This window comes from Ruegeria sp. CF5, from assembly GCF_056537325.1.
In genome coordinates this window covers 33,318-47,798 of sequence record NZ_JBQFRI010000007.1, presented here as the reverse complement: position 1 = coordinate 47,798, position 14,481 = coordinate 33,318, and the positions used below count along the sequence as shown (strand labels likewise).

Below are 14,481 nucleotides of genomic sequence, written 5' to 3'. Positions count from 1 at the left end.
TTGCAACTCTATCTAGAAAGGTGGTGACAACCACATGCAGGTTAGTGTTCGCGACAATAACGTCGATCAGGCGCTTCGTGCCCTGAAGAAAAAGCTGCAGCGCGAAGGCGTGTTCCGTGAAATGAAGCTGAAGCAACATTTCGAGAAACCGTCCGAGAAGAAAGCGCGCGAGAAAGCTGAAGCGATCCGCCGTGCCCGTAAACTGGCACGCAAGAAAGCACAGCGCGAAGGTTTGCTCTAAGAGCGACCAAGACTCGTCCAGCTTTGGATGACACTATTTGACGACCCCCGAGGCATCGCCCGGGGGTTTGTCGTTTCTGGGGTCGGATGTATTTCGCCGACACAGGGTGGGCACCGCGCGGCAACCTGCCATTTCTCCCCAAGCAGAATTTTGCCCGGCATTTTGCAGCGCAGCGAATCCCGCAGAGGTAGCACGGCCCCGCCAAAACTCGCCCCTAATTCCTGTGTCTCTATCGGCCCCGTCAAAGCCCCCTGTAACTGGCCCCGTCTACTAAGACGACAAACCAAACGGAGGCTAATATGTCGACTGCAAGTACTTTCGAGCGGGAAATGCTGGAGCTTATCAATCAGGAACGCACGTCTCGCGGGCTGAACCCGGTGCAATTGGAAACCCGCCTGAACGACTCGTCCGAGGATCACAGCGTTTGGATGCTGAATACAGACACGTTCAGCCATACTGGTTCAGGTGGCTCCAGCGCGACACAGCGGATGGAAAATGCGGGCTTTGATTTCTCAGGCAGCTGGCGATCAGGGGAAAACATTGCCTGGCAATCCGAACGCGGCGCCCCCGGCATCAGTGATGATGTTGCGCAGCTTCACCAGAACCTTATGAACAGCCCAGGCCACCGCGCAAACATCCTGAACCCGGACTTCGAATACGTTGGAATCGGGATCGAGACAGGGGACATGCAAGGCTTTGATGCGGTCATGGTCACGCAGAATTTCGCGGCGACAGATGCAGCTGTGGTCTTGGACAACGGCAATTCACCCACGCGCCCTGCACCAACACCGCCAAACGAAGAAGTGGCGGAACCTGAAGAGCCCGAGGCGGAAACACCGGAAACCGATGTAACCACCCCCGAAGAACCCGCCACCGATGTCACTGAAACGGAGGAACCGGAGGCAGAAACACCCGATACTGATGTAACCGAGCCCAACGAACCGGAAACCGACGTCACAGAGACGGATGAGCAAGACGGCGAGACGCCCGACACCGAAGTCACCGAGACCGAGGAACCGGAAGCCGAGACACCCGAAACCGAAGAACCCACCACCGATGTTACTGAAACAGAGGAACCGGAGACCGAAACACCCGAAACCGAGGTCACTGAAACCGCGGAACCAGCGAATGGATGTTTCAATATTCAGGAGTTTCTGGCTGCAATTGAAGATTTCAGGTTCGAACTGCAGGCATTCGTGGATCAGCTCGACTGGAACAAGACAGACACCGCGCCGAGTGACATTGTCGCTGAAACGAACATCGTGGATGAATTCATCACACCGCGCGCAGCCGACCTGGAAGATGCTACCTCTCCCGAAGAGTTCGCTTTGGAGTGCGTCGAAGTGGACGAGCTCGATTTCAGGCCCATGCAATGTGATGCGGGCTACTTGATAGAGTTTGTCTGACCAGAGATGGACAACACGGGGCACTGGAAACGGTGCCCCTATTGATCTTGCTCTACATATCTGCGCAGCTTTCTGCACACGCATCATCACAATTTGGTGGCAATTCGCTCATCCGGAATACACGGCAAGATTGTGACTTTCTATCGCCAAAGTCTCGCCATTAATGTCCCACAAAAAATCACAATCCACCGGAGGCAGTACCATGTCCTATGCCAGCAGCCTTGAGCGGCAAATGCTCAATCTTATCAATGCCGAACGAACCTCGCGCGGGTTTAATCCGGTCCAGCTTGAACTCAGGCTCAACGAATCTTCTGAGGATCACAGCCGCTGGATGCTGGCCACCAACACGTTCGACCATACCGGGGTTGGTGGATCAAGTGCGGGCGATCGGATGGAGAGCGCCGGGTTCAAGTTTTCGGGCAGCTGGACCTGGGCCGAAAATATCGCCTGGCAAACGATACAGGGCGCCCCCGGTCTGAGCGATGACGTCATCGATCTGCACAACAGCCTGATGAACAGTTCAGGCCACAAGGCAAACATCCTCAACCCCAATGTGACGGTGATTGGAATCGGCATCGAGACCGGTAATTTCAATGGTTGGAACGCCATTATGGTCACGCAGAACTTTGCGCGCACCACGGCACCGGTTCAGGTGGACAATGGCGCACCGGGCAATCCGCCCGCGCCTCCTCCAAGCGCCCCGGCAAGACAGGTTGTATCCTCGGATACGACAGGGACTGACAACGCGGACTGGCTTGTACTGGAATCAGGGACAAGCGGACGGCTGGAAGGTCGGGCAGGCAACGATATCCTGACGGGTCGGCAATTCGCCGACACGCTGCTGGGCGGCGGCGGGGACGATGTTCTGAAATCGAACGGCGGCAACGACGTAATCTTTGGCGAAAGTGGAAACGACAAAGCTTATGGTTCAATCGGCAACGACAGGCTTCATGGCGGCAGTGGCAAGGATGAGCTCTGGGGAGGTCAGGGCGCCGATTATCTGAGCGGTGACGATGGTGCTGATTTCATTTCCGGCGGCTTTGGGAAAGACGTTATCCGGGGCGGAAACGGGAATGACCGACTGTTTGGCAATCGGGGTGCGGACAACCTCAAAGGTCAGGCCGGAGATGATGTGCTGAATGGCGGTTATGGCAATGACCGACTGGACGGCGGCTCAGGCAACGACGTGATGACCGGTTCCCTTGGGGCCGATGACTTTGTCTTTGCAACCGGCCGCGACCGCGTCACCGACTTTCAGGATAATGATCAGATTGTCCTGAACGGGTCTGCGCCGATCCGCAACTACGGCGACCTCAGGGCCAACCACATGTTTCAGTCAGGCCAGGATGTCCTGATTTATGACGGTCTAGGGAATTCGCTGTTACTCGAGGACACGCTTTTGGCGCAACTTGATCAGAGCCATTTCCTCTTTTGAGGAAACCATCAAAAAGACCATCAACCACATTTCGCAACGCCCCCTATCCGGGGGCGTTTTTTGTCAGTAGACCTTGGGCACGTACAATTCATCGGGCAAAACCCGACGCTCGTAATCCGGGTTGTATCTGCGATCAGGTAAATTGACCTTGTCCTGCGGGACATCCTCGTAGGGGATTCGGGTCAAAAGATGCTCGATACAGTTCAGACGCTCACGCTTTTTGTCGTTCCCTTCGACGATGTACCACGGAGCCTCGGGGATATTGGTGCGAAAGAACATGTCTTCCTTGGCTTTGGTATAGGCCTCCCAGCGGATGCGGGATTCCAAATCCATCGGTGACAGTTTCCACTGTTTCATCGGGTCATGGATGCGCATGAGAAATCGCAACTGCTGTTCTTCGTCGGTGATCGAGAACCAGTATTTCAGCAGAATAATGCCCGACCGGACCAGCATTCGCTCAAATTCCGGAACGTCCTGAAAGAACTGTTCGACCTGGTCCTCACTGGCAAATCCCATCACCCGCTCGACACCGGCGCGATTGTACCAGGACCGATCGAACAACACGATCTCTCCGGCGGCTGGCAAATGCGGCACATATCGCTGGAAATACCACTGGCTTTGCTCGCGACGGCTGGGAGCGGGCAGCGCCACCACCCGTGCGACCCGGGGGTTCAGGCGCTGTGTAATCCGCTTGATCACCCCACCTTTGCCAGCACTGTCGCGGCCTTCGAACAGGATACAGACCTTGGCACCAGTATGAAGAACCCAGTCCTGCACCCTGATCAGTTCAGCCTGCAAACGCAGAAGATTCCGGAAGTAAACCTTTCGGTCCAGCATTTCGGGATGCTGATCCTTGTAGATCTTGCGGACCTCCATCGAGAGCATCGGTTCGCTGAATTCAATTTCGAAATCTTCGTCCAGCGTGTCCTCGAGTTCGGCCTCCAGCCAGTCCTTGGGCGCGCGGTCGTTTTCGTAAGCCACGGTCTGCTCCTTATCTTTCACTGGGTCGGCACCGTATCTGACGCTTGTAAATCCCTGATGTCAGAAAATTATCCTGTACAAACAGATCAATTTTTGCAGGCGGCTGCCACCGAAAAAGCGGCAAACTTACCCGCCGACCCATAATTCCAAGTTTCAAATGTGAACTTCAACCGTACCAGATACAAGCGACAGATTTGCCGCATCACCGGAGCACGGTGCAATCCAAGGCCGGCGGTGCTGAACCTTTCCGGCAATAGTGATTGGTGATTCCAGTCTTGCGCAATCACATCCTTTCCTTTCATCAATGGGCAATCTGCAGCAGGACGGCGTATGGCATTCTTTTTCTCTGTGCTTCCGGCCATTTGGCCTTGGATCATTCTGGTATCGGCACAGGTCGCCGGGTTGGCCGGAAAAATTCAGCTCGCCTTTGTTCTGCTGGCATTGTTTTGCGGGGTGTGCCTTTTTCTGGGCTTGCTATCGCCAGTCGCATTGTCGGCAATCGTGATCGGTCTGACGTTGGCCGCATGTCTGCCGAAAGCAAAGGGTTGGGTGCAAATTGCGGGCCATATAGCATTGATCGGTTGGTGTCTGACGCTTGGCGCGCATTTGCTGCCCGGATTTCACAATCTTAAAGTTCTGGATCATGTTCAGGCGGGGGCGCAAAGCACGTCATTCACCATGTATCTGAACCTCGACAAGCCGATGGTTCTGTTTGCTCTGCTTCTGGCCTGGCCTTCGATCTTGTCGAACAATGTTTCGACGCGGCCTGTAACATTGGCTGCCGCGCTTGCTTTGCTGCCTGCGCTTTTTGTTGTGGGGATGAGTGTCGGCGCGGTCAGGTTCGAACCGGGGCTGCCCGAATGGTGGCTTGTTTTTGCATTTTCGAATCTGTTTCTGACCAGCCTGACGGAAGAGGCTTTTTTCCGGGGCTACCTGCAGTCGGCAATCACGTCAAAATTCGGCGCGGCCACCGGGCTTTTGTTGGCGAGCGGGCTTTTTGGGCTGGTGCATTTTCCAGGGGGACCAGGTCTGGTCATCTTTGCCGCGCTTCTGGGGCTGTCCTGCGGCTTGGGATATCTCGCAACCGGAAGACTGTGGGTGCCTATCCTGATGCATTTCGGATTTAACTTCGCGCACCTTGCCTTGTTCACCTATCCGGCGCCTGCCTGATACTCCCTGTCAGACCGGCAAAGCCGTGGTTTTGAACACCGTCCTGAGCGCAAATGAACTCTGCATTTGGGCAACGCCGGGCAAACGTGACAGATACTGACGATGGATTCTGGCGAAATCCTCGGTGTTCTCGGCCACGACCTTGAGAATATAGTCAGCCGTCCCGGCCATGAGATGGCACTCCAGAACATCGGGAATTCGGGCAACCGCTTTTTCAAACCCCTCCAGAACCTCTTCGGCCTGACCTTGCAGGGTAATTTCGACAAAGACCGTTGTGGGGACACCCATCTTGCGTGCGTCAAGCAGTGCAACATAGTCGCGAATATACCCCTCGGCCTCCAGACGCTGCACCCGCCGATGGCACGCCGAAGGCGAAAGGTTCACCCGATCAGACAGTTCCGAATTGGACAGTCGCCCTTTGCGCTGAAGCGCCGCCAGAATCTTTCGGTCAGTTGCATCAAGGGCCATTCGCGCACATCCATTGCATGAATTTCGTCTATGTTCGAATATTATCCCGCAACAACATCAAATGACGAGTGGGGTTTCACAGAAATTGCAGTCACTTTCTGCACATAATTTAGGCAGTTTATGAATGGAGAGGATTCATGAAGATCGGTTGCCCGAAGGAAATAAAACCACAGGAATTCCGTGTCGGCATGACGCCGAACGCAGCCCAAGAGGCGATTGCGCACGGACATGACGTCATCATCGAAACCAATGCGGGACTGGGTTCGGGGTTTGACGACGCCGCCTATATCGCAGCAGGCGCAAAGATCGTGGATACCGCAGAAGAGGTTTTTGCCACCGCGGACATGATCGTCAAAGTGAAAGAGCCGCAGGCCGTGGAACGCAAGATGCTGCGCGAGGAGCAGTTGCTGTTCACGTATCTGCACCTTGCCCCGGACCCGGATCAGACACACGATCTGCTGGCGTCGGGCTGTACCGCGATTGCCTATGAGACCGTGACAGATGCCAATGGCGGGTTGCCGCTGCTGGCGCCCATGTCCGAAGTGGCAGGCCGTCTTGCGCCGCAGGTCGGGTCATGGACGTTGCAAAAGGCCAATGGCGGACGCGGTGTCCTGATGGGCGGCGTCCCCGGAGTGGGCCCCGCCAAGGTTGTAGTCATCGGCGGCGGTGTCGTCGGCACACACGCGGCCAAAGTCGCCGCCGGTATGGGTGCGGATGTAACCGTGCTTGACCGGTCGCTACCCCGTTTGCGTTATCTTGATGACGTCTTCGGCGACACGTTCAAGAATCAGTATTCTACGGCTGGCGCAACAGCGGAACTCATTCAGGACGCGGATATGGTCATCGGCGCGGTTCTGATCCCCGGGGCCGAAGCGCCCAAACTGGTCAGCCGTGCGCAGCTTTCGACCATGAAACCCGGCGCTGTGTTGGTGGACGTCGCCATTGACCAGGGCGGATGTTTCGAAACGTCGAAGGCAACCACCCATGCCGACCCGATCTATGATGTGGACGGCATCATGCACTATTGCGTGGCCAATATGCCCGGCGCTGTGGCCCGCACCTCGACCATTGCGCTTGGTAACGCGACGCTGCCCTTCATGCTTGCACTTGCCGACAAGGGCTGGAAACAGGCCTGCATTGATGACGAGCACCTGCTCGCCGGCCTCAATGTCCATGCAGGGCAGTTGACCTATTACGCAGTAGGCAAGGCATTGGGGATCGACGTGGTCTCGCCAAACATCGTGGTCAAATCCTGATAAACCAAAAGCGCCGTGTCGCAAGACACGGCGCTGAACCCAATGGGAAGATGGCGCGCCAACACGCCATGACAACAGGCACAGAAACTCAGCCCTGTTTCTGAATCTCGACCGAATGGGGATAGGGAATCGAGACACCTTTTGCATCAAAGGCTTCCTTGACTGCCTTGGTGATCTCAAACTTCAGATCCCAGTAGTCGGCAGCATTGCACCACAGGCGCGCAGTCAGATCGACCGAGCTGTCACCCAGATTGGTCACACGCACCCATGGCTCCGGATCGCCCAGAATGCGGCTGTCTGCCTTGGCAACATCCAGAATAATGTTCATCGCTTCATCGGCACTGTCGCCGTAATCGATGCCGAACACCAGATCGACGCGCCGCGTGTCATGCGCGGAATAGTTGACGATGATCGAACCCCAGGCCTGACCGTTCGGAACAATGATCTGAACATTGTCTGGCGTCACCAGCTCGGTCGTGAACATGTTCAGGTCCTTCACAGTCCCCGCAGTGCCGCCGATATCGACATACTGGCCCAGTTTGTACGGGCGAAAGATCACAAGCATCACGCCCGCGGCCAGATCGCTCAGTGTTCCCTGCAGTGCCAGACCGATTGCCAGCGAAGCAGCACCAAGGATCGCGACAATGCTTGTGGCCTGGATCCCGAAGATGCCCAGCACGGCAACGAGGACCATCGCCAAGATCGCCCACTTGACCATGCTGGCCGCAAAGTTGCCCAATGTCTGATCGATCTGCGGGGTTTTGTTTATCCGCCGACGCACCATACCGCCGACTGCACCGGCCACAATCCAGCCGAGAACGAGAACAATCAGCGCCTTGATCGCGCTCAACAGCAGCGGAGCAAAGGCCCCGACCTGATTGACAACCTCTTCCACACGCATCTCCTGTACAAAGTGAAACCCGCGTGGATACGCGGGGTTGCGCGCGATTTTGACCAATAATCACGCTGCGGTCTAGGTGCGAGTTCAGCAAGTTTTCCCCGCAATGTTCGCCAATGAACAATTCCTGACCGGCACTGCACAAAAAACATCTGAAAAAACGGCACCGAAGTTCCTAGGTTACAAACACCGTCAGCCGAGGAGTGCAAAATGCTGGATACCGTTTCCCACCCGATCATGGCCAAATGGCCGCCGAAGTCACTGGATGTCATTCAGCTCTACTCTTTTCCGACACCCAACGGTGTCAAGGCGTCGATCATGCTGGAAGAAACGGGCCTGCCCTATGAGGCACACAAGGTCACGCTGGCTGATGCAGATGTCAAAAGCCCGGAATTCCTGTCATTGAATCCAAACAACAAAATTCCAGCAATCATTGACCCCAACGGCCCGGACGGAGAGCCCATCGGCCTCTTCGAAAGCGGTGCCATCCTGTTGTATCTGGCCGAAAAGACAGGGAAATTCATCGGCAGCTCTACCAGCGACAAGCACCGCATCACACAATGGCTGATGTTTCAGATGGGCGGAGTTGGCCCGATGCTCGGACAGCTTGGGTTCTTCTACAAGTTTGCGGGAAGCGAGATCGAGGATCCGCGTCCGCGTGAACGATACATCAACGAGGCCAAGCGCCTGCTGAATGTCGTAAATACGCAGCTTGACGGGCAGGACTGGATCGCAGGCGAGTATTCGATTGCGGACATTGCGATCGCCCCATGGCTTCGCGCGCTGGATTTCTATGGCGCCAAAGAGGTACTTGGTTGGGACGATTACAAAAACGCCGTTGCCTATGTCGATCGTTTCGTTGAACGCCCGGCAGTCCAGAAAGGTTTGGTTACCCCGGCCCGCGATTGATCGCTGTCGGACACTGATCTGAAAACATGATGGTGGGAGCAAATTTGTTCCCACCGATCTGACTATCTGCGAATTGTTACCCCGGCAGTTTACCGGTCAAGACATAGCGCAAGATTTCAACGACTTGATGCGGTTGCTCAGCCACAGCCAAAGCGGCGGCATCGACCTCTTTTAGGGCGTGCTGATGATCGGGGCCGTGCAGAACGATGATGGATTTTCCCAGAGCCGCAGCAAAGCCCGCGTCAAAGGCAGCATTCCACTGTTTGTATTTGTCGCCGAACCGCACCACCACGACATCCGCATCAGCGATACCCTTTCGCGTACGGATCGCATTCACCATCGCACCTTTGTGGTCGTGCCAATACTTGTTGGGCTCAGCCCCCAGAACAGCAACACCGCAATCGTCGCTGGCGTCATGATCGGTTACTGGGCTGTTGAACGTGATATCCAGCCCCTGTGAGCCATCGATAATTTGCTCTCGCCAATCCGTATGAATTTCTCCGGACAAATAAACGTTCAGGCCCATTGCCACCTCCTTTGTTCGTTGACCCTGTATCTAACGACGAAATCCGAAAATCCCAATGTGCAATCTACGACAGGTGTTTTTGGGAAAAACGATCAACAGCACACGGCGGTGCAAACCTAAAAAGGGGCTCTGAAATCAGAGCCCCTGTTCCACAGTCGTCGTACCGGAAACTCAACCGCGCAGAACGCCGCCGGTGGCTTTTGTCACCTTGGCGACGATCTTGTCTGCGACCGCCTCGATGTCTTTTTCCTGCAGCGTCCTTTCGGTGGGCTGCAACCTAACCGTAACGGCCAGTGACTTTTTACCTTCACCCAGACTGCCGCCGATAAATTCGTCGAAAACCCGCACATCCTCGATCAGGGCCTTGTCCGCCCCAGCAGCCGCGTTGACCAGTGTCAGCGCTTCGACATCGGCATCGACGACAAAGGCAAAGTCACGCTCGACCGCCTGAAGATCGCGCAATTCCAGCGCCGAGCGGGTGGCACCGGATTTACGCGGCAACGGCACCTCTTCGGGCCAGATGGTAAAGGCCATCGCCGGACCCTTGATGTCCATTGCCTGTAGCACGCGTGGGTGCAATTCGCCGAATATTCCCAACACTTTCTTGGGGCCGAGGCAGATTTTTCCGTGACGTCCCGGATGCCACCATTCACGCGCACCGCGCAGAATCTGCACCTTGGCCGGAGCCCCAATGGCGGCCAACACCGCCTCGGCATCGGCCTTGACGTCGAACACATCAACGGGCCGCGACGCCCCATGAACGTCCTTGGGACCGGATTGCCCGACCAGCAGACCTGAAATCAACGTATGCTGCTCGCCCGGTTCGCCACCGTGAAAGGCCGGGCCAACCTCGAACAGGGCAAGGTCCCTGAAGCCGCGCGCCTGATTGCGCGCCGCCGCCTGCAACAATCCGGGCAGAAGCGCGGGGCGCATATGGCTCATTTCCGACGAGATCGGGTTTTCCAGCATCGTCGCATCATCCCCGCCACCGAACAGCGCGGCCGAGGCCTGATCGATGAAGGTATATGTCACGCATTCATTGTAACCCAGCGCAGCGCAGGTCCGTCGCGCCATCGTCTGGCGGCGCTGCGCGGGCGTCATCACCGGTTTGGGAATGCCGGGCGTCACCCGTGGTAGTGGCTTACCCTGAAGCTTGGTCAGCGAAGCGATGCGCGCGACCTCTTCGACAAGGTCTGCCTCGCCCATGATATCGGGGCGCCAGCTGGGAACATGTGCCATGTCCCCTTCCAGACGGAAGCCCAGACGCGTCAAGGTCTGGCGCTGCTCACTTTCGGGAATGTCCATACCCACCAATGACTGCACCCGCTCGGCATCCAATCGGTAAGCGCGGGAATGATCCGGCGTTTTACCGGCAATCACCACGTTCGACGCCTCGCCGCCGCAGATATCCAGAATCATCTGCGTTGCATGTTCCAGCCCTTCAAGCGTGTATTCCGGGTCAATACCCCGCTCGAACCGATAGCGAGCGTCCGAGTTGATTTTCAGGGCCCGACCCGTCAACGCGATTTGCACATGGTCCCAGAACGCGCTTTCCAGAAACACGTTCTCGGTCTCTTCGGTGCATCCGGTTTCCTGACCGCCCATGACACCGGCAATGGATTCCGGACCGTTGTCGTCCGAAATCACCATCATGCCGGGCTGAAGGGTGTATTCCTTCTCATCCAGTGCGACCAGCTTTTCACCACCCTTGGCGCGGTGCACCCGCAGATTACCCTGCACCTTGTCCGCATCGAAGACGTGCAGCGGGCGGTTGTGATCAAAGGTCATGTAGTTGGTGATGTCCACCAGCGCCGAAATCGGGCGCAGGCCAATCGCCTTGAGCTGATCCTGCAGCCATTGCGGGCTGGGGCCGTTCTTCACCCCCCGGATCAAACGGCCGGTAAAGTGCGGCGCGCCGTCCAGCGTGTCTTCGTCAATCGAAACCTTGATGGGGCTTTCATATTCACCGGCCACAGCTGCGTAGTCGCGCGTCTTCAGCGTGCCCAGACCACGCGCGGCCAGATCGCGGGCAATCCCCTCGACACCCAGAGCGTCGGGCCTGTTTGGGGTAATGGCGATCTCGATCACGGGATCAACCTTGGATGGATCGTTTTCGGCCAGCCAGTCGACGAACCGGTCGCCCACTTCGCCCGTAGGCAGCTCGATAATGCCATCGTGCTCGTCCGACAGCTCCAGCTCGCGTTCCGAGGCCATCATGCCAAAGCTTTCGACGCCGCGGATCTTGCCGACGCTGATCGTCAGGTCGAGCCCGGGAATATACATGCCCGGTTTGCAGACGACGACGGTGATGCCTTCGCGCGCGTTAGGTGCGCCACAGATGATCTGCAGCTCACCCTCATTCGTGTCGACCTTGCAGACGCGCAGTTTGTCGGCATCGGGGTGTTTCTCGGCATGTTTCACGTAGCCCAGCGTAAAGCCCGCCAGCCGGTCCGCAGGGTTCACGATCTCTTCGACCTCAAGCCCAAGGTCGGTCAGCGCTTCGGCGATCTCATCGACCGAGGCATCGGTGTCGAGGTGGTCTTTCAGCCAGGAGAGGGTGAATTTCATTGCTCGGGGCCTTTTTTGGCAAACATCCAGTCGGCACAGGCAATGGCAAAGAATGGCCCAAGGTGCAAGCGCTGCGCGTCACGGATAGGTGGGGGTGCGGCCCAAAAGCTCGTCCAGTTGCCGTCCGATCCAGCCATGCGGAATGAAATGCCCACCGGGATGGGTATCCAGCGTGACCTGCCCCCGGGCGCAATCGGTCCATTCGACCCGGCTGAGGGTCAGGATCGGCACCACGCTCCAATCCCCGCGCGGGGTCGCGGTGTTGCAGCCGTATTTCTGCCGCCACAGCGCCACCGGATAGGTTGTATCGCCGCCCGCGCCATAGGGAAAATCCATCACCGTATCGCTGAGACCATGCACATGGCGCACCTGAGCCGGGGCCTGAGGACAATCCTCGGTCTGCCGGATTGAACCCGCAACGGCCAGCAACGCCGCTGTGTCGTTGCCCGACTGGCAGACATAGCGCCAAGCCATCGCACCGCCGAAGGAATAGCCCGAGACATAGATGCGGTCCGGGTCAATCGGATAGCGTCTGGCCACATCTTCAAGCACCCGGTCGGCAAAGGGCACATCACCGGTGTCCGAAGTCCAGAAATCCCAGCTTTTGCCCAACCCGTTTGGGGCCACCAGCAGCACGCCACGAAGTTTCGTCGCGCCCGCGATCCGCTCATGGTTCACCACCACGGTCCCCTGCCGCGCCCAGCCGTGGAAATGTAGCAACACCGGCAGAGGCGTTTTGCCATCCCACCCATCCGGTTCCAGCACATGATAGGATCGGTCACCGACCTGACAGGCGGTATCGCCGTGGCAGGTATCCACGGCGGCGGCTTGGGTGGCGGTAAGCAGGAAAAGACAAAGCAGTCGGTAAATCATGCGCCGGAGCCTATCCGCCCAGCGCTCGCTGTCACGTCACAACCCCGTGGGAATATGTGACAAGCTGCGCCATCGCCAGATCGCGGGATAGCGATTTTTGTGTTTTGGCGAGCAATTTACACTGACCAAATACGGGCATTGTTAAAACGGTGCGCTTGCGTAAACAAATCGCCAACCCATGCGGGCGGTCTGGCGATGGCGCGGCGGCCTTTCGGCCTTTGCTCCGAACCTTCTAAATGCAGGCCAAACCAAAGGCTTAGGCCACTTGAAGCGATTGATTAGCTTTTTCGTTTTCTGTGCTTGAGCCTATCTGCCGCGCCAGATTTCATCGCGTTTTTTCCAGACACTACGATGCGCGGCACCAAATACACTCAATGGGCCAAGTACGACGACCCAATAGGTGATAACCACCCAATTGGGCGCAAATATTATCACCGCAACAAACCCAAAAACAGCCACAACTTGAATGGCATACCCTTGCCGACGCGACATCCTTTTTGCGCGGTCAAGGCACCAGTTGTAACACCAAGCCATTACCGCGCTGAGCTGATACATTTAGCGACTCAAACCACCATGCAGGTTCGGCATATCCAGCGCCGCGAACCCATAGTGGCGTAGCCAGCGCAGATCGCTATCAAAGAACGCCCGCAAATCCGGAATGCCATATTTCAGCATTGCCAGACGGTCGATGCCGATACCAAAGGCAAAGCCCTGATAGATCTCGGGGTCGATGCCACCTGCGGCGATCACCTTGGGGTGGACCATGCCGGACCCCAGAATCTCCATCCAGTCGTCGCCCTCGCCGATCTTCAGCTGACCGTTATCCCAGGAACAGCGGATATCGACCTCGGCCGACGGCTCGGTGAAGGGGAAGTGCGAGGCGCGGAAGCGCAACTCGACATCGTCGACCTCAAAAAACGCTTTCACGAACTCTTCCAGAACCCATTTCAGGTTCGCCATCGAGATGTCCTTGTCGATGGCCAGCCCCTCGACCTGATGGAACATCGGCGTGTGGGTCTGGTCATAATCGGCGCGGTACACGCCGCCCGGACAGATCACGCGGATCGGCGCGCCCTGTAGCTCCATCGAACGGATTTGCACCGGAGATGTATGGGTACGCAACACATGCGGCGGGCGATTGTCGCCCTCGGCGCGGTGCATATAGAACGTGTCCATCTCGGCCCGCGCAGGGTGGTGGCCGGGGATGTTCAGGGCGTCAAAGTTGTGCCAGTCGGTCTCGATCCGCGGCCCCTCGGCGACGGAGAAGCCCAGTTCGGCAAAAATCGCGGTCAGCTCCTCGCTGGCCTGGCTGACCGGGTGCAGTGTGCCCTGACGGCGTGGGCGGGTCGGCAGGGTCACATCCAGCCATTCGGTGCGCAGGCGTTCATCCAGCGCGGCATCGGCAAGGGCTGCCTTCTTTGCGACCAGCGCCGAGTTGATCTCATCCTTGAGCGCATTCAGGGCGGGACCTGCAACCTGACGTTCCTCGGGCGTCATCTTGCCCAGCTCACGCATTTTCAGCGCCACTTCGCCCTTTTTGCCAACAGCGGCGACGCGAATCGACTCGAGCGTGTTTTCGTCGCCCGCATCGGCGATCTGCCCCAGATATTTTGCCTTAAGATCGTCCATGACGGTCCCCTGAATTCTGTTGCTGACCTGCTATCGGCCTAACCCGGCGAATGCAAGGCGGGCCGCGCCAGTTTGGCACAACTGGCGCAACTCGGTTGCATTCCTGCCCTGAACCCGGCGT

At 57.3% G+C, this 14,481-nt stretch carries 14 protein-coding genes; 6 read left to right on the top strand and 8 right to left on the bottom strand.

The features are described from left to right. Nucleotides 1–34 precede the first annotated feature (34 nt). From rpsU to ACR0NW_RS16170, 3 genes are all read left to right on the top strand, one after another. Entirely contained in the window at nt 35–241 is a 207-nt protein-coding gene (rpsU, locus tag ACR0NW_RS16180; protein WP_005614280.1) for a 30S ribosomal protein S21, read from the top strand. A gap of 299 nt (nt 242–540) precedes the next feature. Next, nucleotides 541–1,647 (top strand): CAP domain-containing protein, encoded by a 1,107-nt coding sequence (locus ACR0NW_RS16175; protein ID WP_480451596.1) that lies wholly within the window; start codon nt 541–543, stop codon nt 1,645–1,647. Between the two features lie 202 nt (nt 1,648–1,849). Beyond that, entirely contained in the window at nt 1,850–3,082 is a 1,233-nt protein-coding gene (locus ACR0NW_RS16170; RefSeq protein ID WP_480451597.1) for a CAP domain-containing protein, read from the top strand. 63 nt (nt 3,083–3,145) lie between these two features. Here the strand turns inward: ACR0NW_RS16170 and ppk2 are convergent, their stop codons facing one another. Next, nucleotides 3,146–4,063: a polyphosphate kinase 2 gene (gene ppk2, locus ACR0NW_RS16165; RefSeq protein ID WP_480451599.1), complete on the bottom strand. Its 918-nt coding sequence runs from the start codon at nt 4,061–4,063 to the stop codon at nt 3,146–3,148. A gap of 86 nt (nt 4,064–4,149) precedes the next feature. Continuing rightward, nucleotides 4,150–4,365 carry a hypothetical protein gene (locus ACR0NW_RS16160; RefSeq protein ID WP_170654533.1) on the bottom strand — a complete coding sequence of 72 codons (216 nt, stop codon included), beginning with the start codon at nt 4,363–4,365 and terminating at the stop codon, nt 4,150–4,152. A 28-nt stretch (nt 4,366–4,393) separates the two neighbouring features. Between ACR0NW_RS16160 and ACR0NW_RS16155 the strand changes: the two genes are divergently transcribed. After that, complete coding sequence (locus ACR0NW_RS16155) at nt 4,394–5,233, top strand: CPBP family intramembrane glutamic endopeptidase (RefSeq protein ID WP_480451601.1); 840 nt, start codon at nt 4,394–4,396, stop codon at nt 5,231–5,233. A gap of 9 nt (nt 5,234–5,242) precedes the next feature. Here the strand turns inward: ACR0NW_RS16155 and ACR0NW_RS16150 are convergent, their stop codons facing one another. Further along, complete coding sequence (locus tag ACR0NW_RS16150; RefSeq protein ID WP_170654529.1) at nt 5,243–5,701, bottom strand: Lrp/AsnC family transcriptional regulator; 459 nt, start codon at nt 5,699–5,701, stop codon at nt 5,243–5,245. Nucleotides 5,702–5,838: 137 nt separating this feature from the next. On the opposite strand from ACR0NW_RS16150, the gene ald reads away from it, so the two are divergent. Then, entirely contained in the window at nt 5,839–6,957 is a 1,119-nt protein-coding gene (gene ald / locus ACR0NW_RS16145; protein WP_480451603.1) for an alanine dehydrogenase, read from the top strand. A gap of 88 nt (nt 6,958–7,045) precedes the next feature. On the opposite strand, the gene ACR0NW_RS16140 is transcribed toward ald, so the two are convergent. Beyond that, entirely contained in the window at nt 7,046–7,858 is an 813-nt protein-coding gene (locus ACR0NW_RS16140; protein ID WP_480729537.1) for a mechanosensitive ion channel family protein, read from the bottom strand. Between the two features lie 207 nt (nt 7,859–8,065). Between ACR0NW_RS16140 and ACR0NW_RS16135 the strand changes: the two genes are divergently transcribed. Then, nucleotides 8,066–8,764, top strand: coding sequence for a glutathione S-transferase N-terminal domain-containing protein (locus tag ACR0NW_RS16135; protein ID WP_480451606.1), 699 nt, complete (start codon nt 8,066–8,068; stop codon nt 8,762–8,764). A gap of 76 nt (nt 8,765–8,840) precedes the next feature. On the opposite strand, the gene ACR0NW_RS16130 is transcribed toward ACR0NW_RS16135, so the two are convergent. The 4 genes from ACR0NW_RS16130 to pheS all read right to left on the bottom strand — a co-directional run bounded on the left by ACR0NW_RS16130 (nt 8,841) and on the right by pheS (nt 14,360). Further along, nucleotides 8,841–9,290, bottom strand: a complete 450-nt coding sequence (locus ACR0NW_RS16130) for a YtoQ family protein (RefSeq protein ID WP_480451608.1) — start codon at nt 9,288–9,290, stop codon at nt 8,841–8,843. Between the two features lie 171 nt (nt 9,291–9,461). Next, nucleotides 9,462–11,858, bottom strand: a complete 2,397-nt coding sequence (gene pheT, locus ACR0NW_RS16125) for a phenylalanine--tRNA ligase subunit beta (protein WP_480451610.1) — start codon at nt 11,856–11,858, stop codon at nt 9,462–9,464. A 78-nt stretch (nt 11,859–11,936) separates the two neighbouring features. Beyond that, a complete protein-coding gene (locus tag ACR0NW_RS16120; RefSeq protein ID WP_480451612.1) occupies nt 11,937–12,731 on the bottom strand; it encodes a CE1 family esterase in 795 nt (264 codons plus the stop codon). Between the two features lie 555 nt (nt 12,732–13,286). After that, complete coding sequence (gene pheS, locus ACR0NW_RS16115; protein WP_480451614.1) at nt 13,287–14,360, bottom strand: phenylalanine--tRNA ligase subunit alpha; 1,074 nt, start codon at nt 14,358–14,360, stop codon at nt 13,287–13,289. Between the last annotated feature and the right edge of the window lie 121 nt (nt 14,361–14,481).